The sequence below is a fragment of the Streptomyces coacervatus genome (assembly GCF_029223485.1).
GTDB lineage: Bacteria > Actinomycetota > Actinomycetes > Streptomycetales > Streptomycetaceae > Streptomyces > Streptomyces coacervatus.
Genome location: NZ_JARHTP010000001.1, coordinates 673,274 through 695,277, shown reverse-complemented (window position 1 = coordinate 695,277; position 22,004 = coordinate 673,274). Strand labels below are relative to the sequence as shown.

The window sequence follows — 22,004 nt, the reverse complement described above, 5'->3', positions numbered from 1 at the left end:
GCTCGCAGTCAGCACCTGGGTGCCCGAATTCGAGCCCCGTGCGTCACAGCTCCAGGCGCGCCACCCGCCCCTGCTCCCCCGCCGCCCAGCAGCCCAGGTCCGGCGTGCAGTCCACGGTGTCGTACGAGCCCGTGTCCACCGTGTGCCAGGTGCGGCCGCCGTCCGTGGTCAGGTCGGTGCCCGTGGGGCCGACCGCGAGGGCGGCCGTGCGGCTGTGCGGGAGCCAGGCGGCGCCGGAGCGGTAGGCGGACGGCGGCTCGGCGGCGGGCTGCCAGGTGCGGCCGCCGTCGGCGGTGCGGGCCGCGGCCCGCGGTGAGGACTGGTCGGGGCGGTAGTCGCCGCCGACCGCGAGGCCGTGGGTGCGGTCACGGAAGGCGAGCGCGAAGACGCCCTTGGCCGGGTCGCCCACGGGGACGGGTGTGTCGCCGGCCGTCCAGGTGAGCCCGCGGTCGGCGGAGTGCAGCACGCGCGCGCGTGCACCGCCGCCGGTGGCCAGCCAGACGTCCGACGGGCCGGAGGCGACCAGGCACTGGCCGCTCGCCGCGAAGCCCGCCTCTCCGTCCAGGGCGGCCGGCATGCCGTCGCCGGGGAGCACCTTCCAGGAGCGGCCGCCGTCGCCGGTCGACAGGATGCGGAACTTTCCGTCGACCGGGTCGCTCACGGCGAGGCCGTGGCGGCGGTCGAAAAAGGTGAGGCAGTCGTAGAAGGCCTTGGTGTCGGTGTTGCGGAAGGACTCGGTCCAGGTCACCCCGCCGTCGTCCGTGCGGTACACCCGGGAGGCCTCGCCCTCGCCGATGGCCAGCACCACGGCGCGCCGCGCGTCGAACGCCTCGATGTCCCGGAACTGCAGGTCGGAGGCGCCCGGCGGCGAGACGTTCCGCCAGCTCGCCCCGCCGTCGGTGGTGCGCAGCACGGTGCCGCCGGTTCCGGCCACCCACGCGGTGTCCCGGCTGACCGCCGACAGCCCGCGGAAGCGCACGCCACTCGCGCCGGTGTCCTTGAGTTCCCAGTGCGGCGCCCGGTGCTCCGGCTCCTGTGCCTGTGCGGGTACGGCGGTCAGGGCGGCCAGCGCCGCCGAGCACACCGCCCCCGCGGCCACCGTGCGAAACGTACGTCTCATTCGTCGCGTGTTCCCCATACGCCTCATGGCGGGCGAAGCTATCCGACGCCCCGGACCTCGTCCAGATGGCGGTCCTCGCCACAAGTGCCCGTCGAGGCACGGGAGATGGCCTCCGTCACTCCTGTGCATGAACGCGGTGACGCAGCTCACTCGAAATCGGTGTGCACGGATTGGCTGATTCCAGCGTCTCTAGCAGTGCCCGGCCCAATCCGCCCGGACGTTCGTCCAGTCGTCACAAGGGAGCAAGGCGTTGTCCACCGTCATCGAGCAGCCCGTGGAGGCCCGCCTCGTCGCCGCCGCGCCGCGGATGCCGAACATCCCGGCGAAGCTGCACTACGACCGTAGCGACCCGTTCGCGGTCCGAATGACCTTCCCCGCCCCGGCCACCCTGGAGGGCGTGGAGGTCTGCTGGACGTTCGCGCGCGACCTCCTCGCCGCCGGTCTGCACGGGCCCGAGGGCCACGGCGACGTGCGAGTGCGGCCGTACGGCTACGAGCGCACCGTCCTGGAGTTCCACGCCCCCGAGGGCACCGCCGTCGTGCACGTCCTGTCGAACGAGATACGCCGGTTCCTCGACGCCACCAGCGCGCTGGTGCCGGTGGGCCTGGAGCACCTGCAGCTGGACCTGGACCACGACCTGGCGGAACTGATCCGGGACGCGTAGCGCTCCGCTGGGTTGGGCCGATGTGGGTTGTTTGTTGTCTGCGGGGCCGTCGTGGCTGGTCGCGCCCACGCGGCGGAGCCGCATATCGACACAGCCCCGCGCCCCTTGAGGGTGTTGCCGCTCAGCGTGGTGTTCCCAGCAGGGTGTTGAGCTTGCCATAGTCCAGCCCGTCCGCCAGTGCCCCGTACGTCCCCGCCTCCAGCAGCTCCCTTGCGGCGCGGTGGACCAGTGCGTGTGCGGCCTGTGCGATGCCCGAGCCGATGCTCACGCGTGCGACGCCGAGTGCGGCCAGGTCGGCGACCGGCGGTGCGCCGGGGCCGGCCATCACGTTCAGCGGCCCGTCGATCCCGTCGACGAGGAGCTTGACCGTCCCCGGGTCGACGACCCCCGGGACGAAGATCCCGTCGGCTCCCGCGGCGAGGAACGCCGCCGCCCGCTCCAGAGTGTGATCCACTCCGCCCGTGCCCCTGAGGAAGGTGTCGATCCGGGCGTTGACGAACAGCGGCACCCCCACCTCGTCGGCGGCCTCGCGGGCGGCCGCGATGCGCTCGGACTGCTCGCCGACCGGACGCAACGGCCCCGTTCCGGCCTCGTACAGGGCGTCCTCGATGTTCACGCCGACCGCACCCGCCGCGAGCACCGCACGGATCGTGTCGGCGACGCCTGCCGGGTCCTTCGCGTAGCCGCTCTCGACGTCTGCGCTGACGGGCACGTCGACCGCGGCCGCGATGTCCGCGACGGCGGCGAGGGCGCGGTCGCGGTCCAGCCGGTCGCCGTCCGCCGAGCCCAGGGCCCAGGAGAGCCCCGCGCTGGTGGTGGCGACCGCGGCGGCACCGGCGTCCTCGATGACTCGGGCGCTCGCGATGTCCCAGGCGTTCGGCAGGACGAGCGGGCTGCCCGGGGCGTGCAGGGAGCGGAAGGTGAGGGCTCGGTCGCGGAGAGGATTCTCGGTCGTCATACGGCTCACTCAACCAGCCGCGGCCGGACGGCGGCTGGCAGAAATCCGACATCTACGTGAGGCGTCGAGGACGCGTTGCACGTGGCCGGGGACGGCTCAGTCGCCGGTCGCCGCGGGAACCGCCGTCAGGGATGCGGTCACCGCCGTGTGCACCTCGGTGACGATCTTCCGCAGCGCGGGCGCCGCCGCCCCGCTGCGCTCGGTCAGCTCCGCCACGCGCGCGTGATGGCGTTTGCGGTCCTTGCCCGGCTCCGGCGTGCTCAGCTCCGCGGTGGCGGCGAGGGCGACGACGGCCGCGTCCCGGGCGGAGACCTCCGCGACCGGCACCGGACCCTCCAGAATCTGCCGCGCCTCCTCGCGCAGCGCGTCGACGACGGCCGGCTGCGCCAGTACGTGCTCCACGCTCGGGAACACGCCGAGCACCCGCTTCTTCTCCGCCCGCAGATATCCCTCGGCGGTCAGCTGCTCCCGTACGGCGTCGAGGGTCACGCGCGCGTGCAGCGTCACCCACGTCCGCCAGCGGTGCGGCCGGGATTCGCGGACGAGTTCCAGGAGCCCGTCGAGGACGGCGTCCCCGGTGAGGGAGTCCATGTCGGCGGGCGTGGCGATGCCGTCCTCGTCGACGAGCAGACCGCGCTGGGCCAGTTCGGTGAGGGCGCCGGCCCGCACCAGGTGGTGGAGGCGGGCGGTGGCGGTGACCTCGTTCCTGTCGGTGTCCCAGGCCAGCAGGTAGAGCCGGGCGGGCAGTGAGAGCGAGCCGTCGGGCACAGGGCCTCCTTCGCGCGGTGAGGTCGGGGATCACGTTAATTCGTTGACAGCCCTTGAGCCCGCTCCTACGGTGTACAGCGGTTCTGTTGCCGTCGATTGGAGAAGGACGTTGCTCGTCTGAGGTCCTGAGACACCGTGTCACACACGTGAGGTGTGTGCGCAGCGTGCGACCTCGGCGTTTCGAGCCGTCCTGACGGAGCAGGGCCTTTTCCGTGCCCCGGCGCTCCTCGGATTCTCCTCTCCCGCTGCAGGTCTCCGGTGTCTCGATACGCGTTTGCCCCTGACCGCACCAAGCAACCGCGAGGCCCGTATGTCTACTTCCATCACTTGTACGTCCCTCTCCTTCACCTGGCCCGACGGCACCCCCGTCTTCGAGGGCCTCGACGTCGCCTTCGGCCCCGGCAGGACCGGGCTCGTCGGCGTCAACGGGTCGGGTAAGTCGACCCTGTTGAAGCTGATCGCCGGTGAACTCGCCCCGGCCGACGGCGCCGTGCGCGTCGCGGGCGAGGTCGGTTACCTCCCGCAGAACGTCACGCTCGACACACACCTGCGTGTCGACGCGGCGCTCGGCATCGCCGCGAAGCGGGCCGCGCTGCACGCCATCGAGGCGGGCCACGTGGCCGAGGAGCACTTCGAGACGGTCGGCGACGACTGGGACGTAGAAGAACGCGCGCTGGCCACGCTGGGCGAACTCGGCCTCGGCCACATCGAGTTGGACCGCACCATCGGCGAGGTGTCGGGCGGCGAGTCGGTGCTGCTGCGGCTGGCGGCGCTGCTGCTGCGCCGCCCGGACGTCCTGCTCCTGGACGAGCCGACGAACAACCTCGACCTGTACGCGCGCAGGCGGCTGTACGCGGCCGTCGAGTCCTGGCCGGGAGTGATGGTCGTGGTCAGCCACGACCGCGAACTCCTGGACCTCGTCGACCAGATCGCCGACCTGCGCTCCGGGGAGGTCACCTGGTACGGCGGCAACTTCTCCGCCTACGAGGAGGTCCTCGCCACCGAACAGGAGGCGGCCGAGCGGATGGTGCGCGTCGCGGAGGCCGACTTCCGCAAGCAGAAGCGTGAACTGGTCGACGCCCAGGTCAAGTTGGCCCGGCGCAAGCGGTACGGGCAGAAGATGTTCGAGCAGAAGCGCGAGCCGAAGATCGTCATGGGGGCGCGCAAGCGCGCGGCGCAGGAGTCCGCGGGCAAGCACCGCATCATGCACGAGGAGCGGCTCAGCGAGGCGAAGGAACGGCTCGACGAGGCGGTGGACGCGGTACGGGACGACGACGAGATCCGCGTCGATCTGCCGTACACGGCCGTGCCGCCGGGCCGTGACGTCCTCACGCTGATGGACCTGGAGCTCGCGTACGGTGCCCGCGTGGCGGGCGGGCTGGATCTGCGTGGTCCGGAGCGGGTCGCACTGATCGGGCGCAACGGCGCGGGCAAGACGACGCTGCTGCGGACGATCGCCGGAGAGCTGGCGCCGGTGTCGGGCGAGGCACGCGCGCACGTGCCGCTGCGTTTCCTGCCGCAGCGGCTCGACGTGCTCGACGGCGAGCTGTCCGTCGCCGAGAACGTGGCCCGGTTCGCGCCGGGCGCCACCAACAACCGGGTCCGGGCGCGGCTGGCCCGCTTCCTGTTCCGGGGCGCCCGCGCGGACCAGAAGGCGGCGACCCTGTCCGGCGGTGAACGCTTCCGGGCGGCCCTGGCCGCGCTGATGCTCGCCGAGCCGGCCCCGCAGCTGCTGATGCTCGACGAGCCGACCAACAACCTCGACATGGCGAGCGTGCGGCAGCTGACGTCGGCCCTGGAGTCGTACGAGGGGGCGCTGATCGTGGCCAGCCACGACCTGCCGTTCCTGGAGTCGATCGGGATCACCCGGTGGCTGCTGCTGGACGGCGAACTGCAGGAGACGACGCCGGAGGCGATCGGATAGCTCCCGATTGCGCATCTCAGGAGGGGCACAGCCTGGCAACGAGGGTTTTGCCGTCGTGGATCGGGGTTGCATGATGGCGGACCGGGCGTCGCGTCTTGGACGCCCGGTCTGCCGTCCCGCCGATTCGGAGTCCCTCCAGTGCCCAGCAAGAAGGCCCTCGTCCGCCGCCCGAGCCCCCGCCTCGCCGAAGGACTGGTGACGCACATCGAGCGGGAGAAGGTCGACTTCGATCTCGCGGTCGAGCAGTGGGAGGCGTACGTCGAGGCGCTGCGCGAGCACGGCTGGGAGACGGTCGAGGTGGACCCGGAGGACGACTGCCCCGACTCGGTGTTCGTCGAGGACACGGTCGTCATGTACAAGAACGTCGCACTGATCACCCGGCCCGGCGCCGCGTCCCGGCGGGACGAGACGGCCGGCGTCGAGGAGGCCGTCGCGCGCCTCGGCTGCTCGGTGAACTGGATCTGGGAGCCGGGCACCCTGGACGGCGGCGACGTGCTGAAGGTCGGCGACACGATCTACGTCGGCCGCGGCGGCCGCACCAACGCGGCCGGCGTCCAGCAGCTGCGGGCCGCCTTCGAGCCGCTGGGGGCGCGGGTCGTCGCCGTACCCGTGAGCAAGGTGCTGCACCTGAAGTCGGCGGTCACGGCGCTGCCCGACGGGACGGTCATCGGGAGCATCCCGAAGGTGGACCGGCCGTCGCTGTTCCCGCGCTTCCTGTCGGTGCCCGAGGAGTCGGGCTCGCACGTGGTGCTGCTCGGCGGCAGCAAGCTGCTGATGGCGGCGAGCGCACCGAAGTCGGCGGAGCTGCTCGCCGATCTCGGTCACGATCCGGTCGTGGTGGACATCAGTGAGTTCGAGAAGCTCGAAGGCTGTGTGACATGTCTCTCGGTACGACTGCGCGAGCTCTACGCCTGACGGGCGAGCCGATCACCGCTTCAGCCCCCGGGACCTGCGGGTCCCGGGGCATTCCGGCGTTCCTTGGAAGTCCTAGGAAACGTGGCCTGATCAGGGATCTTTACACCGCGCTTAACCTACGGCTTCGTAACCTACGGTTTCGTAGCCTACGATCCCGTAGGTTCCGGCGCCGCTCGCCGGTTCGTCCCCCTTTGTTGCTCGTCCCCCTGGAGTTCCCGTGACGATCACTTCCCCGCACCTCGGCAGTCCTGCCGTCTGGACCGACGCCAAGCTGCTGTACGCACTGGAAGAAGTCGTCGAGACGGAACTCAACCGGCATCTGAAGGTCGCCAAGGACTGGATGCCGCACGAGTACGTGCCGTGGTCGGACGCCCGTAACTTCCCCGGTCTGTTCGAGGACGGCGAGGCCTGGGACAAGGAGCAGTCCAAGGTCACCGAGCTGGGGCGCATCGCCCTGGTCGTGAACCTCCTCACCGAGGACAACCTCCCGAGCTACCACCACGAGATCGCCTCGCTCTTCGGCCGCGACGGCGCCTGGGGCACCTGGGTGCACCGCTGGACCGCCGAGGAGGGCCGCCACGGCATCGTGATGCGCGACTACCTGCTCGCCTCGCGCGCGGTGGACCCGGACAAGCTGGAAGCGTTCCGCATGGCCCACATGAGCGAGGGCTTCGAGTCGGACAACCGCCACTCGATGCTGCACTCCGTCGCCTACGTCGCCTTCCAGGAGCTCGCCACCCGCGTCTCGCACCGCAACACCGGCCACCAGTCCGGCGACCCGGTCTGCGACCGCATGCTGGCCCGCATCGCGACCGACGAGAACCTGCACATGGTCTTCTACCGCAACCTCCTCAAGGCGGCCTTCGACCTCGCGCCCGACCTCACCATGCAGGCCGTGCGCGACGTGATCGTCAACTTCCGGATGCCCGGCCACGGCATGCCCGGCTTCGAGCGGGCCGCCGCGCAGATGGCGATCGGCGAGGTCTACAACATGCGCATCCACCACGACGACGTGCTGCAGCCGGTCCTGCGCTTCCTGAAGGTCATGGAGATCGACGGCCTCGGCCCCGAGGGGCAGCGGGCCCAGGACGAACTCGGCCTGTTCATGGGCGGCCTGGACGCGGAGGCCCTGAAGTTCGACGAGAAGCTGGCGGCACGCAAGGCGCGGATGGCGGCGCGCGCCGCGGGCTGACGGCACACCTGACTGCGGCCCTTGACGCGGCCGGTACGCACGCGCGTACCGGCCGCGTCAGTGCGTCGTCCGCCTGAGTTCCAGCCGCTCCTTCTCCGACAGGCCGCCCCAGACACCGAAGCGTTCGTCGTTCTGCAGGGCGTACTCGAGGCAGGCGGGGCGCATCTCGCACATGCCGCAGATGCGCTTCGCCTCACGCACCGAGCTGCCCGGTTCGGGAAAGAAGAAGTCCGCCCCGGTCTGCGCGCACAGTGCCTGGGCCTGCCAGTCGAGGTCGGCCGGGATGATGGTGTCGATGTGCATGGGCGAGATCGTGCCGCGGGGCGAAAAACGTTCGATCAACGCCTCATCAACGCCGCCCCGCGGAGCCTCCGGCCACCCTGATGGTGGCGTCCCCGCACACCGCGGCGCACGGCGGCGCGCGGAAGAGAGGCCGGAAAGAACGCTCCGGCAGCGATTGTCAGTGGGCGGTGCAAGACTCGGCAGTGCAGAGAACAGGACCCTTCCGAGGAGGGCGATGATGCTCACCACCCGTTTCGTCAACGGCGCTCCCAACTGGATCGACGTCGGCACCTCCGACATCGACGGCGCCATCTCCTTCTACGGCGGTCTTTTCGACTGGCGGTTCCAGTCGGCGGGGCCCGACGCCGGCGGCTACGGCTTCTTCCAACTGGACGGGAAGACCGCGGCGGGCGGTATGCAGACCAAGCCGGAACAGGGCCCGCCGTCCTGGACCGTGTACTTCCAGACCGGGGACGCCGAAGCCACCGCCAAGGCGGCCGAGCAGGCGCACGGCAGTGTGCTGATGCAGCCCATGGACGTGATGGGCGAGGGACACATGGCGATCCTGGCCGACAAGGCGGGCGTGCCGTTCGGCGTCTGGCAGCCCGGCCGCACCAAGGGCGTCGACGTGGCGAACGAGACAGGCGCCCTGTCCTGGGTCGAGCTGTACACCCCGGACATCGCCGCGGCCGCCTGGTTCTACCACGAGACGCTCGGCCTGGAGACGGCGGCGGTGCCCTTCCCAGGTGGCACCTACACCACGGTCAACCCCGCCGGAGGCGGCGAGGACTCCATGTTCGGCGGCATCGTCCCGCTCGCCGAGGACCCGTCGGAGGACCGCGCGTACTGGCTCCCGTACTTCGAGGTCGCCGACACGGACGCCACGGCCGCCAAGGCACAGGAGCTGGGCGGCACGGTCCGCGTCCCGCCCACCGACATCGAGGGCGTAGGCCGCTTCGCCAAACTCGCCGACCCGTACGGCGCCCGCTTCGCGGTGATCAAGAGCGCGCCGCAACAGGCGTGAGGAATCGCGCCCCATAGGGGCGCGGGGAACTGCGCGACCAGCCCCCACCGGCCCGCAGTGTCACACGCACCCCCAGCGGAGCGCTCACGCGGAGGCGCGCCGTACCAAGGTGGTCGGCAGGACCACGCTGGGCGGTGCGCCGCCCGCGTCCGGCCCCGTGCTGCGACGGTCGAGGCGCCGCAGCAGCAACCGGGCCATCAGCCGGCCCATCTCCTCGATGTCCTGCCGGACCGTCGTCAGCGGCGGCTCGGCCTGCTCGGCGACGGGCAGCATGTCGTCGAAACCGATCACGGCGACGTCCTCGGGCACCCGCCGCCCGCGCTCGCGCAGTACGCGCAGGGCGCCCGCGGCGGTGAGGTCGTTGGCCGCGAACACGGCGTCCAGGTCGGGGCGGCGATCGAGGAGTTCGCGCATCGCCCGCTCGCCGCCGGCGGGGGTGAAGTCGCTCTCGACGATGAGCCGGGGGTCGGCGTCGACCATGACGTCCCGGAAGCCGTCGAGCCGGTCCGCCGCGGACGTCTGGTCGAGGGGGCCGGTGATGTGCGCGACACGGGTGCGGCCGAGGCCGACGAGGTGGCGTACGGCCTCCCGGGCGCCGCCGCGGTTGTCGCTGTCGACGTACACCACTCCGCTCCGGCCGTCGCTCCAGCCGGGCCGGCCGCCGAACACCGTCGGCACTCCGGCGTGCTGGATCAGGCCGGGCAGCGGGTCGTCGAGGTGCAGGGAGAAGACGAGCGCCCCGTCGACATGGCCCCCGGCGAGGTAGCGGCCGACGCGGGCGTGGTCGTCGCGGCCCTCGGTGAGCAGCAGCACGAGCTGGTTGTCGTGGGCGGTCAACTCCTTGCTGATGCCCCGGAGTTGCAGCGCGAAGAAGGGGTCGGCGAAGACGCGGGTCTCCGGCTCGGCGATGACCACGGCGACGGCGTCGTGCCGTCTGGTCACCAGGCTGCGGGCCGCCTGGTTCGGTACATACCCGAGTTCCTCGACCGCGCGCCGCACCCGTGCGACGAGCGGTTCGCGCACCCCGTCGCCGCCGTTCACCACCCGGGAGACGGTGGCCCGGGACACGCCCGCCCGGGCGGCCACGGCCTCCAGCGTGGGGCGCGGGGCTGTGTCGGTCACTTCGGGCTCCTGCTCCTGCTCGGCGGTTGCCGATCAGGATAGCTCCGGGCGGGCGGGGTTGTGAGAGCGCTCTCGCAGCATCGAAGCCGCTTGCGCCGGGGCGTCAAGGAGCTGCAGGCGGCTGCTTCTTCGCCCGGCTCGGCTGTACCCGCTTCGGCTCGCCCGGCATCTTCGGGTACTCCGGCGGATACGGCAGATCGCCCAGTCCGTGGTCGTGCTCGTCCCGGCGGGCGAGTTCCAGCAGGGCCTCCAGCGAGAAGCGGTGGTCGTCCATGTCCGCGTGCACATCGCCGAGTTCGGCGAAGCGCGCGGGCATGGTCGCGATGTCGAAGTCCTGCGGGTGCGCGACGCCCACCTCGTCCCAGCTCAGGGGTGCCGAGACGGGGGCGTGCGGGCGGGGCCGTACGGAGTAGGCGGAGGCGATCGTGCGGTCCCTGGCCGTCTGGTTGTAGTCGACGAAGATGCGTTCGCCGCGCTCCTCCTTCCACCACTTGATGGTCACCTGGTCCGGCATGCGCCGTTCCAGCTCCCGGCCCACCGCGATGGCGGCCCGCCGGACCTGGGTGAAGGTCCAGCGCGGCTCGATCGGCACGAAGACGTGCAGGCCGCGGCCGCCGGAGGTCTTGGGGAAGCCGCGCAGGCCGCCGAACTCCTGCAATACGTTGCGGAGTTCAAAGGCCGCACGCACCGCGTCGTCGAAGTCGGTGCCGGGCTGCGGGTCGAGGTCGATGCGGAGTTCGTCGGGGCGGTCGACGTCGTCGCGGCGCACCGGCCAGGGGTGGAAGGTGAGCGTGCCGTACTGGGCGGCCCACAGGACTGCGGCCTCCTCGGTGGGGCACATCTCGTCGGCGCTGCGGCCGCTGGGGAAGGTGATGTGGGCGGTCGGGATCCAGTCGGGCATGTTCTTCGGCGCCCGCTTCTGGAAGAAGTTCTCGCCGTTCACCCCGTCCGGGTAGCGCTCCAGGGTGGTGGGCCGGTTGCGCAGGGCGCGGAGGATGCCGGGGCCCACGGTGACGTAGTACCGCGCGAGGTCCAGCTTGGTGAAACCGCGCTCGGGGAAGAAGATCTTGTCCGGGCTGGACAGCCGGACGGTGCGGCCGCCCGCCTCCAGTTCCACCGCTTCACCCATACGGCAACGGTAGGCACACCTCGTAAACCTCGCATACCGGGCGACAAGCGGCGTATGCGAGCAGAATCGAATCCATGGATCTGCCGGTGATGCCGCCCGTGAAGCCGATGCTCGCCAAGTCGGTGGCGAAGATCCCGCCGGGCATGCAGTACGAGGCGAAGTGGGACGGGTTCCGGGCGATCGTCTTTCGCGACGGGGCCGAGGTCGAGCTCGGCAGTCGAACGGGCAAGCCGCTGACCAGGTACTTTCCCGAGGTCGTCGCAGCGCTGAAGGAGCGGGTGCCCGAGCGGTGCGTGCTGGACGGGGAGATCGTGATCGCGCGGGAGGGCCACCTCGACTTCGATGCGCTCACGGAGCGCATCCACCCCGCCGACTCCCGGGTGCGGATGCTCGCCGAGAAGACCCCCGCGTCCTTCGTGGCCTTCGACCTGCTGGCGCTCGCGGACGAGTCGCTGCTGGACGTGGAGCTGACCGACCGGCGGGCGCTGCTGGAACGGGCGCTGTCCGATGTCACCGCGCCGGTCCATCTCGCGCCCGCGACGACCGACATCGACGTGGCGCAGAGCTGGTTCGAGCAGTACGAGGGGGCGGGCCTGGACGGTGTCATCGCCAAGCCGCTCACCGGGCGCTATCTCCAGGACGAGCGCGCCATGTTCAAGATCAAGCACGAGCGCACGGCGGACGTCGTCGTCGCGGGCTACCGCTTCCACAAGAGCGGCCCGATCGTGGGGTCACTGCTGCTCGGCCTGTACGACGACCGGGGCGCCCTGCAGCACGTGGGCGTGTCGGCCGCGTTCCCCATGAAGCGGCGCGCGGAGCTGGTCGAGGAACTGGAGCCCTTGCGGATGGCGGACGCCGAGGGGCACCCCTGGGCGGCCTGGTCCGACGAGGCCGCCCATGAGACGGCCCGGCTGCCCGGCGCGCCCAGCCGCTGGTCGGGGAAGAAGGACCTGTCCTGGGTGCCGCTGAGGCCGGAGTGGGTGGCCGAGGTGGCGTACGACCACATGGAGAACGGGGCGCGCTTTCGGCACACGGCCCGCTTCCGCCGCTGGCGCCCGGACCGGACCCCGGAGAGCTGCACCTATGCGCAGTTGGAGGAGCCGTTGCGCTACGACCTGGGCGAGATCCTCGGCTGACTCCGAGCCCCTGGGCCGGCTCAGGGGCTCATGAGCACCTTGACCGCGCCGTCCTGCTTGCGCTGGAACATCTCGTACGCGTGCGGCGCGTCGCTGAGCGGCAGCCGGTGGGTGGCGAAGTCGTCGACGCCGAGGGGGTCCTCGTCCGTGAGATACGGGAGTATCTCGTCGCTCCAGCGGCGTACGTTGGCCTGGCCCATGCGGATCTGGAGCTGTTTGTCGAACATGGTGAGCAGGGGCAGCGGATCGGCCGTGCCGCCGTAGACGCCGACGAGAGAGAGCGTGCCGCCGCGGCGGACCAGTTCGATGGCGGTGTGCAGGGCGGCGAGGCGGTCGATGCTGAAGCGTTCGGTGAGCGGGCCTGCGATCTTCTGGGGCAGCAGGGCCGAGGCCTGCTGGGCCAGTCGTGCGGCCGCGCTGCCGTGGGCCTCGATGCCGACCGCGTCGATCACGGCGTCGGGGCCGCGGCCGTCGGTCCGGTCGCGGATCGCGGCGACCAGTTCCTTCTCGCTGTCGAAGCTCCTCAGGTCGTACGTCTCCACACCCTGCGCATGTGCCCGTCGTAGCCGCTCGCTGACCAGGTCCACCCCGAACACCCGCTCCGCGCCGCGCACTTGGGCGACACGGCAGGCCATGTCACCGATCGGCCCGAGGCCGAGTACGGCGACGCTGCCGCCCTCCGGGACACCCGCGTAGGAGACCGCCTGCCAGGCGGCGGGCAGGACGTCGGAGAGGTACACGAAACGGTCGTCGGGCGGCCCCTCGGGGACCTTGATCGGGCCGTACTGCGCCTGCGGCACGCGCAGGTACTCGGCCTGGGCGCCCGGCACCGCGCCGTACAGGCGGGTGTAGCCGAACAGGGCGGCGCCCATCCCCTCCCCGGTCACCTGCGTGGTCTCGCACTGCGTGGGCAGCCCCGTGAGGCACATCCAGCAGTTGCCGCAGGCGATCTGGAACGGCACCACGACCCGGTCGCCCGCCGCGAGGTCCGGCACCCCGGCCCCGACCTCCTCGACGATGCCCATCGGTTCGTGTCCGAGGATGTCGCCCGGGGTCATGAACGCCGTGAGCACCTCGTACAGATGCAGATCGGAGCCGCACAGCCCCGTCGAGGTGATGCGGATGACGGCGTCGGTCGGCTCCTGGATCCTCGGATCGGGCACGTCCTCCACCCGCACGTCCCGCTTCCCCTGCCAGGTCACAGCCTTCATGGCGTGGCGCTCCCTCCGTCGCATCGGTATGTCCGCTCCTGCGGTGCGGCCCGGGTACCCGCGGGCCCACGTCCCGAAGCAGGGCAGGGCCAATGGGCGGATTCAACGCGCGCAATCAGAACCGAGCGGGTATGGCCACCAATGAACGTATAAGCGCACAATCATTAACACGGGATGTGGTGGCCACGGTGAGTACGGAACGGATGGCGCGCCAGAGACGCGCCTCGATGACAGTGGTGCTGCTTGCCGCCACGGCGACGGCCGCCCTGGCGGCAGGCTGCACGAATGAGCACGGCCCGGCGCAGGACGGACGCGGCCGGCCGCAGACGCCTGTCCCCAACCAGTCGAAGCAGAGCGCCGGCGGCGCCCACGTACTCGCCGTGAAGATCGACAACGCGCCCGCGGCCCGGCCCCAGACAGGACTCGACTCGGCGGACGTCGTGTACGCGGAGCAGGTCGAGGGCGGGCTGAGCCGGCTGATGGCGGTGTACGCGAGCACACTGCCGAAGGTCGTCGGGCCGGTGCGCAGCGCCCGCGAGTCGGATCTGGAGCTGCTGCGCCAGTTCCACGATCCGCTGCTCGCCTTCTCCGGGGCGCAGCACAAGCTGCTGCCGCTCATCGACAGCGCGCCGCTGCAGGCCGAGCCGCCCGAAAAGGCGTCCGCCGCCTACTTCCGCGGCACCGGCAGACCCGCACCGCACAACCTCTACCTGCGCCCCGCCCGTCTGATGCCGTCGCCACCGGGCATGAACGCGCTGACGACCGGTTTCCACTACGGCGCCGCACCCGCAGGCGGCAAGCCGGAGAACACACGCACGATCCGCTATCCGTCCGCCGGCTTCACCTTCACCTGGTCCGCGAGCCTCCACCACTACCTGGTCTCGATGGACGGGCGGCCCACCGTGACGACCGACGGGAAGCGGGTGGCGCCGGCGACGGTCGTCCTGCAGTACGTGAAGGTGCGCCAGTCCGCCTTCCACGACGTCCTCGGCAACAACACGCCCTACACCGAGACGGTGGGCTCGGGGAAGGCGCAGGTCCTGCGCGACGGACGGGTCTACGACGTCAGCTGGCAGCGCGGGAAAGCCACCGGCGGCACGCAGTTCACGACGAAGGACGGCAAGCCGGTCGACTTCGCCAAGGGCCAGGTGTGGGTGGTCCTGGCGAAGGCAAAGTGATCAGCCCGGCCTGCTCATCCCTGCGCCACGAGGGGTTCCGCCGGGTTGCGGAGCCCCTCGGCCGCATCGGCGACCCGCCGGATCAGCTCGAAGAACACCGACTGCTCCGCGGCGGACAGCGGGGCCAGGAAGACCTGGTTCATCCGGGCTGTGCGCACGGTCAGCTTGCGGTGGGTGCGCACACCCTCGTCGGTGAGACGCAGCAGGAAACGGCGGCCGTCCTGCGGATCACGCACCTTGTCGAGCAGCCCGCGACGGCCGAGCCGGCTGATCACCTCGGCGATCGTCGACCGGTCGAGCCCCACCCGCTCCCCCACCGTGCGCTGGTCCAGGCCCGGCTCGGCGACGAGCGCGTTGAGGACCGCGAACTGCGGCGAGGTGATCTCCTCCGAGACCATCGTGTTCCACAGCAGGTAGTGGGCCTGCTGCAGCCGCCGGGCCAGGTGCCCGGGGTGGGTGGTGAGGTCCACCGCGGCCATGTGCGCTCCCGAGGTCGAATTCGTTTGTGTACTGAACGATACTCGGCCGGACCATCGACTGTCTGCAGGGCTGCACACACGGCTGGCCTTGCCCTTCCCCCGGGTCTTGACGCTGCGCCGCGACAGTGGCAGCGTGAAAGAAACTTCACCGAAATACTCAGTGCCCTGATTAATTCGTGACCGGGCGCTCGGACGGGATGGGGCTTCACGGATGGACAAGGTGGTCGCCACGGCCGCGGAGGCGGTGGCCGATGTGCCGGACGGCGCGTCGCTGGCGGTGGGCGGGTTCGGGCTGAGCGGTGTGCCGAACGTCCTCATCGGGGCGCTGTACGAGCGCGGTGTCGCGGGCCTGAGCGTGGTCTCCAACAACTGCGGGGCGATGGAGACCGGTCTGGCGGTGCTGCTGGCCGCGGGGCGGATCGCGCGGGTGACCGGTTCCTACATCGGGGCGAACAAGGAGTTCGCGCGGCAGTACCTGGCCGGTGAGCTGGAGGTGGAGCTGATCCCGCAGGGCACGCTGGCCGAGCGGTTGCGGGCCGGTGGGGCCGGGATTCCCGCGTTCTATACGCCCGCGGGTGTGGGGACGCAGGTCGCCGACGGCGGGCTGCCCTGGCGCTACGACGGTGAGGGCGGCGTCGCGCTGGCCTCACCGCCCAAGGAGGTGCGGGAGTTCGACGGCACGGAGTACGTGCTGGAGCGCGGCATCCGCACCGATTTCGCGCTGGTGCGGGCCGCGAAGGGCGACCGGCACGGCAACCTCGTCTTCAACAAGTCCACCCGCAACTTCAACCCCCTCGCGGCGATGGCCGGGCGAGTGACGGTCGCCGAGGTGGAGGAGCTGGTCGAGCCCGGGGAGATCGCCCCGGACGCGGTGCATCTGCCGGGCATCTTCGTGCAGCGGGTGGTGGCACTGACGCCCGAGCAGACGGCGGACAAGAAGATCGAGCAGCGGACGGTGAGCAGCTGATGGCCTGGACACGTGAACAGATGGCCGAGCGGGCCGCGCGCGAGCTGGAGGACGGGCAGTACGTCAACCTCGGCATCGGCCTGCCGACACTGATCCCGAACTACCTCCCCGAGGGCGTCGAGGTGATCCTGGAGTCGGAGAACGGCATCCTGGGCACCGGCCCCTACCCGGCCGAGGACGCCGTCGACCCGGACCTGATCAACGCCGGGAAGGAGACCGTGACGGTCCTGCCAGGCGCCTCCTTCTTCGACTCGGCACTGTCCTTCTCGATGATCCGGGGCGGGCACATCGACGTGGCCGTGCTCGGCGCGATGCAGGTCTCCGAGAAGGGCGACCTGGCCAACTGGGCGATCCCGGGCAAGCTGATCACCGGCATCGGCGGGGCGATGGACCTGGTCCACGGGGCGCGCACGGTCATCGTCGTCATGACGCACACCGCCAAGGACGGCTCGGCGAAGATCCTGGCGGAGTGCGCGCTGCCGCTCACAGGCAAGGCGTGTGTGAACCGAGTCATCACCGATCTCGGCGTGATCGACGTGACACCCGAGGGCCTGGTGTTGACCGAGGTCGCGCCCGGTGTCGCCGTTGACGAGGTCGTCGCCAAGACCGACGCCAAGCTGACCGTCGTGGAGGACCTGCTGTGAACACGGTTTACATCGTCGACGCCGTACGCACCCCGATCGGCCGCTACAACGGCGGCCTCGCGTCGGTGCGCCCGGACGACCTGGCCGCCCACGCCATCCGCGAACTCCTCGCCCGCACACCGGACTTGGACCCGTCCCGGATCGAGGACGTCTACGTCGGCAACGCCAACGGCGCCGGTGAGGAGAACCGCAACGTCGGCCGGATGGCCGCCCTGCTGGCCGGGCTGCCCACCTCTGTGCCCGGAGTCACCGTTAACCGGCTGTGCGCCTCCGGCCTCGAAGCCGTGATCCAGGCAGCCCGCGCCATCGCGGTCGGCGACGCCCATATCGCCGTAGCAGGTGGTGTGGAGTCGATGACCCGCGCCCCGTACGTGCTGCCCAAGAACGACAAGCCCTTCCCGGCCGGACACGCCGAGCTGTACTCCACCACCCTGGGCTGGCGCATGGTCAACCCGAAGATGGACCCGCAGTGGACCGTCCCGCTCGGCGAGTCGGCCGAACTGATCGCCGAGAAGCACAAGATCAGCCGCGAGCAGCAGGACGAGTTCGCGCTGGCCTCCCACCAGAAGGCGGCCGCCGCTCGGCAACAGGGCCTGTTCGAGGCCGAGTTGGCGCCCGTGTCGATCCCGCAGCGCAAGGGCGACCCGGTCGTCTTCGCCGCCGACGAGTGCATCCGCCCGGACGCCTCCCTCGCGGCGATGGCCAGGCTCAAGCCGTCCTTCCGCACCGAGCACGGGACGGTGACGGCCGCAAACGCCTCGCCGCTGAACGACGGGGCCGCCGCGCTCCTCCTGGTCGACGAGGAGGGCCTGAAGGCCACCGGCCGCGAACCCCTGGCCCGCATCTCCGCCACCGGGGTCAATGCCCTCGATCCGCACTACTTCGGCCTCGCCCCGGTCGAGGCCGTCAACCGCGCCCTGGCCAAGGCCGGCAAGACATTTGACGACCTGTCGGTACTCGAACTCAACGAAGCCTTCGCCGCCCAAGTACTCGGCTGCGTCGCCGAATGGCCGGAGTTCGACCCGGCCGTCCTCAACCCGCAGGGCGGTGCCATCGCCCTGGGCCACCCGCTCGGAGCGTCCGGGGCCCGGCTCGCCGGGACCGTCGCCCACCAGCTTGCCCGCAAGGGCAGCGGCGTCGGCATCGCCACGTTGTGCATCGGCGTCGGCCAAGGACTCGCCCTGGTCCTGGAGCGTTGAGCACCGTTTGCGACTGCGGGCCGTCCTTGGCTGGTCGCGTCCACGCGGCGGAGCCGCATATTGATACAGCCCCGCGCCCCCCTTACAGGGCACGGCACAGCCCCCCGACTTCGATGTGACCGTCAGGAATCCCCAGGAACGCCCATGACTCTCACCCAGCACGACATCGACCAGGAAATCGCCGCCGAGCACGCGGCGTACGAAAAGCGCATCGCCGACGGCGCGCCCGTCGAGCACCAGCCGCGTCGCGACTACGCGCCGTATCGCTCCTCCGTCCTGCGTCACCCCAAGCAGCCGCCGATCACCATCGATGTGACGAAGGACCCGGAGCTGGTGGAGCTGTCCTCCCCCGCCTTCGGCGAGCGCGACATCACGGAGATCGACAACGACCTCACCAAGCAGCACACCGGCGAGCCGATCGGTGAGCGCATCACCGTCTCCGGCCGGCTGCTGGACCGCGACGGCCGCCCGATCCGCGGCCAGCTGGTCGAGATCTGGCAGGCGAACTCGGCGGGCCGCTACGCGCACCAGCGCGAGCAGCACGACGCCCCGCTGGACCCGAACTTCACCGGCGTCGGCCGCACGCTGACCGACGACAACGGGCACTACCACTTCACCACCGTGCAGCCGGGCCCGTACCCGTGGCGTCAGCACGTCAATGCCTGGCGGCCGGCGCACATCCACTTCTCGCTCTTCGGCACGGCATTCACGCAGCGGCTCGTGACACAGATGTACTTCCCGAGCGACCCGCTGTTCCCGTACGACCCGATCATCCAGTCGGTGACGGACGACGCGGCCCGGCAGCGGCTGGTCGCGACCTACGACCACAGCCTGTCGGTGCCGGAGTTCTCGATGGGCTACCACTGGGACATCGTGCTCGACGGGCCGCACGCCACCTGGATCGAAGAAGGACGCTGACCTGCCATGACGAAGATCGACACAAGCCGTCCGGAGACCGTGCTCCCGACCCCGTCGCACACGGTCGGCCCCTTCTACGGCCACGCGCTGCCCTTCCCCGGCGGCGGCGACATCGCCCCGGTCGGCCACCCGGACACGATCACCGTCCAGGGGTATGTGTACGACGGCGAGGGCACCCCGCTGCCGGACGCCTTCGTTGAGCTGTGGGGCGCCGACGCCGACGGCAACATCCCCCAGGTGGACGGCTCCATCCGGCGCGACCCGGCGAGCGGCGGCTACCTGGGCCGCAACGGCGTGGAGTTCACGGGCTGGGGGCGCATCCAGACGGATGCGGGCGGCCACTGGTACGCGCGGACGCTGCGACCCGGCGCGCGCGGGCAGAGCGCGCCGTACATCAGTGTGTGCGTGTTCGCGCGCGGGCTGCTGGTGCACCTGTTCACCCGGATCTATCTGCCGGGTGACGAGGCGGCCCTCGCCGCCGACCCGGTGCTGTCGCAGGTGCCGGGCGAGCGACGCGGCACGCTGGTCGCGAAGGACGACGGCAAGGGCACATACCGTTTCGACATCCGCCTTCAGGGCGAAGGCGAGACGGTCTTCCTGGAGTTCAAGTGACTTCTGTCGGTTCCGACGACACCGGTCTGCTCGCCCCGGGGTGGGCGGGCTCCCCCGCCGCCTCCGCGACCGGCGACGCGGCCTTTCTGCAGTCCCTGCTCGACGCGGAGGCCGCCCTCACCCGGGCCCAGGCCGCTCTCGGCCTCGCTCCGGCCGAGGCGGCGACCGCGGTGACCGAGGCGGCCGACGCCGCCCGTTTCGACGTACGGTCCCTCGCCGAGCGCGCCCGTGGCGGCGGCAACCCGGTCATCCCCCTGGTCGCCGATCTGACGAAGGCGGTCGGTGCGGAGTACGGGCCGTACGTCCACCGGGGTGCGACCAGCCAGGACATCATGGACACGGCGATGATGCTGGTCGCCGTGCGCACCCTGGACCTGATCCTCGCCGACCTCGACCGCACCGAACGGGCGCTGGCCCGGCTGGCCGCCGAGCACCGCGACACCGCGATGCCGGGGCGGACGCTCACCCAGCACGCCGTACCGACGACCTTCGGGCTGAAGGCGGCCGGCTGGCGGTCGCTCGTCCTGGACGCGCGGGACCGGATCAAGGCCGTACGGGACTCGCTGCCCGCCCAACTGGCCGGTGCGGCAGGGACGTTGGCAGCCTTCGCGGTGTACGGCGCCCGGGACACGCAGGCGCTGACAGCGGCCTACGCCCACGAACTCGGGCTCCGCAGCCCGCTCCTGCCCTGGCACACCCTCCGCACTCCGATCGCCGATCTCGCCGGCTGCCTGGCCTTCGCGGCCGGGGCGCTCGGCAAGATCGCAACGGATGTGCTCGTCCTCGGCCGTACCGAGATCGCGGAGGTTGCCGAAGGCAGCGGCGGCGGCTCGTCCGCCATGCCGCACAAGGCGAACCCGGTACGGTCCACCCTGATCGCGGCCGCGGCCCGGCGGGCCCCACAGCTCGCGGCCACGCTGTACGGGTCGCTGGTCGCCGAGGACGAGCGGCCGGCCGGGGCCTGGCATGCCGAGTGGGAGCCGCTCCGGGACCTGCTGCGGCTGGTCGGGGGCGCCGCCCGCGACGCCGCCGATCTATCCGAAGGGCTGCGCGTGCACACGGACGCCATGCGTGAACACCTGGACCTCACCCACGGGTTGATCGTCTCGGAGCGGCTGTCCGCCGAACTGGCCCCCCTGCTCGGCCGCACCCGCGCCAAGGCCCTGCTCACCGACCTCGCCGGGCGCACCTACGCCGAGGGCCGCCCACTGGCCGAACTGCTCGCCGAAGAGCCCGAGTTGAAGGACATCGAAAAGGACATCAACAAGAACATCGGCCAGGACATCGACCTCGACGAGCTCACCGATCCCGCCCGCTACACCGGCTCCGCCGGAGTCCTCACCGACCGTGCACTGGAGCGACGTTGACCGAGAAACTCCTCAACCACCGTGCCGAGGGGCCCACTTCCGCTCCCCCGCTGCTGCTCGGGCCTTCGCTCGGGACGTCGTACGCCCTGTGGGACAAGGTGGCGCCCGAGCTGTCCATCACCTACCGGGTCGTCCGCTGGGACCTGCCGGGGCACGGCGGGTCCGCGCCCGGTCTGATCGGCCCGGGGGCCGGCGTCGGCGACCTCGCCGACCTGGTGCTCGCGCTCGCCGACTCGCTCGGCATCGATCGGTTCGCGTACGCGGGGGTGTCGCTGGGCGGAGCCGTAGGCCTGCATCTTGCCCTGCACCACCCGGAGCGGGTGTCGTCGCTGGCCGTGATCTGTTCGTCGGCGCATTTCAACGGCTCGAAGCCATGGGAGGAGCGGGCCGAGCTGGTGCGGCGCGAAGGCCTGGACTCGCTCGTGGCGAGTGCCGACGCCCGCTGGTTCACGCCCGGCTTCACCGTGCCGGAGCTGGTGCGGGACCAGGCGGAGGCCGACCCCGAGGCGTACGCCGCCTGCTGTGACGCGCTGGCCGCCTTCGACCTGCGCGACCGGCTGCCGGAGATCTCCGTGCGCACGCTGCTGATCGCCGGGCGCGAGGACCGGGCGACTCCGCCACCGCATCTGCGGGAGATCGCGGACGCCGTGCCGGGCGCTGCGCTCGTGGAGCTCCCGGGAGCCGCGCACCTGGCGCCGGCACAGTGCCCGCAGGCCGTGCTGACAGCCCTCCGTACCCACCTCGGCGGGGGTGCCAAGCGCGGGATGGAGGTACGGCGCGAGGTGCTCGGCGACGCGCATGTGGACCGGGCGCAGGCCCGGCAGACGCCCTTCACCGCCCGTTTCCAGGACTTCATCTCGCGCTACGCCTGGGGCGAGATCTGGACCGACCCGACGCTCTCGCGCCGCGAACGCAGCATGATCACGCTGACGGCGCTGGTTGCACACGGGCACTACGACGAGCTGGCCATGCATGTGCGGGCGGCCCGGCGCAATGGGCTCACCCCCGAGGAGATCGGCGCCGTACTGCTGCAGACGGCGGTGTACTGCGGGGTCCCGGCGGCGAACTCGGCGTTCGCGGCGGCTCAGCGGGTGCTGGCGGAAGAGGACGACCTCTAGACACCCCTGGGCACCTCTGAACAGGCCCTGAGGGTGACCCTGCTGGTCGTAGCTTCAGCAGCACCTCGCACATGCCC

22 protein-coding genes are annotated in these 22,004 nt (G+C 71.2%); 14 read left to right on the top strand and 8 right to left on the bottom strand.

Going from position 1 to position 22,004, the window contains the following annotated elements:
• Positions 1-43: 43 nt before the first annotated feature.
• Positions 44-1,120: a WD40/YVTN/BNR-like repeat-containing protein gene (locus P2Q00_RS03035; RefSeq protein WP_275769109.1), complete on the bottom strand. Its 1,077-nt coding sequence runs from the start codon at positions 1,118-1,120 to the stop codon at positions 44-46.
• Positions 1,121-1,370: 250 nt separating this feature from the next.
• On the opposite strand from P2Q00_RS03035, the gene ssgD reads away from it, so the two are divergent.
• Positions 1,371-1,784, top strand: a complete 414-nt coding sequence (gene ssgD / locus P2Q00_RS03030) for a spore wall synthesis regulator SsgD (protein ID WP_275769107.1) — start codon at positions 1,371-1,373, stop codon at positions 1,782-1,784.
• A 121-nt stretch (positions 1,785-1,905) separates the two neighbouring features.
• Here ssgD and P2Q00_RS03025 read toward each other — a convergent pair whose 3' ends face one another.
• Complete coding sequence (locus P2Q00_RS03025; RefSeq protein ID WP_275769105.1) at positions 1,906-2,742, bottom strand: isocitrate lyase/PEP mutase family protein; 837 nt, start codon at positions 2,740-2,742, stop codon at positions 1,906-1,908.
• A gap of 96 nt (positions 2,743-2,838) precedes the next feature.
• The gene (locus tag P2Q00_RS03020; protein ID WP_275769104.1) at positions 2,839-3,510 is read right to left on the bottom strand and encodes a GOLPH3/VPS74 family protein; all 672 of its coding nucleotides are present in this window, start codon (positions 3,508-3,510) and stop codon (positions 2,839-2,841) included.
• Positions 3,511-3,820: 310 nt separating this feature from the next.
• Here P2Q00_RS03020 and P2Q00_RS03015 point away from each other — a divergent pair, with 310 nt between their 5' ends.
• The 3 genes from P2Q00_RS03015 (at position 3,821) to P2Q00_RS03005 (ending at position 7,541) form a co-directional block, all read left to right on the top strand.
• Positions 3,821-5,434: an ABC-F family ATP-binding cassette domain-containing protein gene (locus P2Q00_RS03015; protein ID WP_275769102.1), complete on the top strand. Its 1,614-nt coding sequence runs from the start codon at positions 3,821-3,823 to the stop codon at positions 5,432-5,434.
• 138 nt (positions 5,435-5,572) lie between these two features.
• Positions 5,573-6,349: a dimethylargininase gene (ddaH, locus tag P2Q00_RS03010; RefSeq protein ID WP_275769100.1), complete on the top strand. Its 777-nt coding sequence runs from the start codon at positions 5,573-5,575 to the stop codon at positions 6,347-6,349.
• A 217-nt stretch (positions 6,350-6,566) separates the two neighbouring features.
• Complete coding sequence (locus tag P2Q00_RS03005; protein ID WP_275769098.1) at positions 6,567-7,541, top strand: acyl-ACP desaturase; 975 nt, start codon at positions 6,567-6,569, stop codon at positions 7,539-7,541.
• Positions 7,542-7,598: 57 nt separating this feature from the next.
• Here P2Q00_RS03005 and P2Q00_RS03000 read toward each other — a convergent pair whose 3' ends face one another.
• Complete coding sequence (locus tag P2Q00_RS03000) at positions 7,599-7,844, bottom strand: WhiB family transcriptional regulator (protein ID WP_275769096.1); 246 nt, start codon at positions 7,842-7,844, stop codon at positions 7,599-7,601.
• Positions 7,845-8,061: 217 nt separating this feature from the next.
• Between P2Q00_RS03000 and P2Q00_RS02995 the strand changes: the two genes are divergently transcribed.
• Entirely contained in the window at positions 8,062-8,847 is a 786-nt protein-coding gene (locus tag P2Q00_RS02995) for a VOC family protein (protein ID WP_275769488.1), read from the top strand.
• 84 nt (positions 8,848-8,931) lie between these two features.
• Here the strand turns inward: P2Q00_RS02995 and P2Q00_RS02990 are convergent, their stop codons facing one another.
• Both P2Q00_RS02990 and ligD read right to left on the bottom strand, forming a co-directional pair.
• The gene (locus P2Q00_RS02990; RefSeq protein WP_275769094.1) at positions 8,932-9,969 is read right to left on the bottom strand and encodes a LacI family DNA-binding transcriptional regulator; all 1,038 of its coding nucleotides are present in this window, start codon (positions 9,967-9,969) and stop codon (positions 8,932-8,934) included.
• A gap of 103 nt (positions 9,970-10,072) precedes the next feature.
• On the bottom strand, positions 10,073-11,098 hold the full coding sequence (gene ligD / locus P2Q00_RS02985) for a non-homologous end-joining DNA ligase (protein WP_275769092.1): 1,026 nt from the start codon (positions 11,096-11,098) through the stop codon (positions 10,073-10,075).
• Positions 11,099-11,172: 74 nt separating this feature from the next.
• On the opposite strand from ligD, the gene P2Q00_RS02980 reads away from it, so the two are divergent.
• The gene (locus P2Q00_RS02980; protein ID WP_275769090.1) at positions 11,173-12,234 is read left to right on the top strand and encodes an ATP-dependent DNA ligase; all 1,062 of its coding nucleotides are present in this window, start codon (positions 11,173-11,175) and stop codon (positions 12,232-12,234) included.
• A 20-nt stretch (positions 12,235-12,254) separates the two neighbouring features.
• Here the strand turns inward: P2Q00_RS02980 and P2Q00_RS02975 are convergent, their stop codons facing one another.
• Positions 12,255-13,445: a zinc-dependent alcohol dehydrogenase gene (locus tag P2Q00_RS02975; RefSeq protein ID WP_275769088.1), complete on the bottom strand. Its 1,191-nt coding sequence runs from the start codon at positions 13,443-13,445 to the stop codon at positions 12,255-12,257.
• Between the two features lie 203 nt (positions 13,446-13,648).
• On the opposite strand from P2Q00_RS02975, the gene P2Q00_RS02970 reads away from it, so the two are divergent.
• Positions 13,649-14,623: a DUF3048 domain-containing protein gene (locus P2Q00_RS02970; protein WP_275769087.1), complete on the top strand. Its 975-nt coding sequence runs from the start codon at positions 13,649-13,651 to the stop codon at positions 14,621-14,623.
• 14 nt (positions 14,624-14,637) lie between these two features.
• Here P2Q00_RS02970 and P2Q00_RS02965 read toward each other — a convergent pair whose 3' ends face one another.
• Positions 14,638-15,102, bottom strand: a complete 465-nt coding sequence (locus P2Q00_RS02965; protein WP_275769085.1) for a MarR family winged helix-turn-helix transcriptional regulator — start codon at positions 15,100-15,102, stop codon at positions 14,638-14,640.
• Between the two features lie 211 nt (positions 15,103-15,313).
• On the opposite strand from P2Q00_RS02965, the gene P2Q00_RS02960 reads away from it, so the two are divergent.
• From P2Q00_RS02960 to pcaDC, 7 genes are all read left to right on the top strand, one after another.
• Positions 15,314-16,069, top strand: coding sequence for a CoA transferase subunit A (locus tag P2Q00_RS02960; RefSeq protein WP_275769083.1), 756 nt, complete (start codon positions 15,314-15,316; stop codon positions 16,067-16,069).
• Positions 16,069-16,713, top strand: coding sequence for a CoA transferase subunit B (locus P2Q00_RS02955; RefSeq protein WP_275769081.1), 645 nt, complete (start codon positions 16,069-16,071; stop codon positions 16,711-16,713). Before P2Q00_RS02960 ends, P2Q00_RS02955 begins: the two co-directional genes overlap by 1 nt.
• Positions 16,710-17,912 carry a thiolase family protein gene (locus tag P2Q00_RS02950; protein WP_275769079.1) on the top strand — a complete coding sequence of 401 codons (1,203 nt, stop codon included), beginning with the start codon at positions 16,710-16,712 and terminating at the stop codon, positions 17,910-17,912. Before P2Q00_RS02955 ends, P2Q00_RS02950 begins: the two co-directional genes overlap by 4 nt.
• Before the next feature lie 144 nt (positions 17,913-18,056).
• Positions 18,057-18,830, top strand: a complete 774-nt coding sequence (pcaH, locus tag P2Q00_RS02945) for a protocatechuate 3,4-dioxygenase subunit beta (RefSeq protein WP_275769077.1) — start codon at positions 18,057-18,059, stop codon at positions 18,828-18,830.
• 6 nt (positions 18,831-18,836) lie between these two features.
• Positions 18,837-19,442, top strand: a complete 606-nt coding sequence (gene pcaG, locus P2Q00_RS02940) for a protocatechuate 3,4-dioxygenase subunit alpha (protein ID WP_275769075.1) — start codon at positions 18,837-18,839, stop codon at positions 19,440-19,442.
• Complete coding sequence (pcaB, locus tag P2Q00_RS02935) at positions 19,439-20,809, top strand: 3-carboxy-cis,cis-muconate cycloisomerase (RefSeq protein WP_275769074.1); 1,371 nt, start codon at positions 19,439-19,441, stop codon at positions 20,807-20,809. Before pcaG ends, pcaB begins: the two co-directional genes overlap by 4 nt.
• Positions 20,806-21,927: a bifunctional 3-oxoadipate enol-lactonase/4-carboxymuconolactone decarboxylase PcaDC gene (gene pcaDC, locus P2Q00_RS02930; RefSeq protein WP_275769072.1), complete on the top strand. Its 1,122-nt coding sequence runs from the start codon at positions 20,806-20,808 to the stop codon at positions 21,925-21,927. The genes pcaB and pcaDC overlap by 4 nt, the downstream gene beginning before the upstream one ends.
• The last annotated feature ends 77 nt before the right edge of the window (positions 21,928-22,004 follow it).

Bases quoted from the DNA above. Each gene is read 5' to 3' on its own strand.
- P2Q00_RS03035 (WP_275769109.1), bottom strand. From the start codon at position 1,120: ATGAGACGTACGTTTCGCACGGTGGCCGCGGGGGCGGTGTGCTCGGCG.
- P2Q00_RS03025 (WP_275769105.1), bottom strand. From the start codon at position 2,742: ATGACGACCGAGAATCCTCTCCGCGACCGAGCCCTCACCTTCCGCTCC.
- P2Q00_RS03015 (WP_275769102.1), top strand. From the start codon at position 3,821: ATGTCTACTTCCATCACTTGTACGTCCCTCTCCTTCACCTGGCCCGAC.
- P2Q00_RS03000 (WP_275769096.1), bottom strand. From the start codon at position 7,844: ATGCACATCGACACCATCATCCCGGCCGACCTCGACTGGCAGGCCCAG.
- P2Q00_RS02995 (WP_275769488.1), top strand. From the start codon at position 8,062: ATGCTCACCACCCGTTTCGTCAACGGCGCTCCCAACTGGATCGACGTC.
- ligD (WP_275769092.1), bottom strand. From the start codon at position 11,098: ATGGGTGAAGCGGTGGAACTGGAGGCGGGCGGCCGCACCGTCCGGCTG.
- P2Q00_RS02980 (WP_275769090.1), top strand. From the start codon at position 11,173: ATGGATCTGCCGGTGATGCCGCCCGTGAAGCCGATGCTCGCCAAGTCG.
- P2Q00_RS02975 (WP_275769088.1), bottom strand. From the start codon at position 13,445: ATGAAGGCTGTGACCTGGCAGGGGAAGCGGGACGTGCGGGTGGAGGAC.
- P2Q00_RS02970 (WP_275769087.1), top strand. From the start codon at position 13,649: ATGGCGCGCCAGAGACGCGCCTCGATGACAGTGGTGCTGCTTGCCGCC.
- P2Q00_RS02965 (WP_275769085.1), bottom strand. From the start codon at position 15,102: ATGGCCGCGGTGGACCTCACCACCCACCCCGGGCACCTGGCCCGGCGG.
- P2Q00_RS02960 (WP_275769083.1), top strand. From the start codon at position 15,314: ATGGACAAGGTGGTCGCCACGGCCGCGGAGGCGGTGGCCGATGTGCCG.
- P2Q00_RS02955 (WP_275769081.1), top strand. From the start codon at position 16,069: ATGGCCTGGACACGTGAACAGATGGCCGAGCGGGCCGCGCGCGAGCTG.
- pcaH (WP_275769077.1), top strand. From the start codon at position 18,057: ATGACTCTCACCCAGCACGACATCGACCAGGAAATCGCCGCCGAGCAC.
- pcaG (WP_275769075.1), top strand. From the start codon at position 18,837: ATGACGAAGATCGACACAAGCCGTCCGGAGACCGTGCTCCCGACCCCG.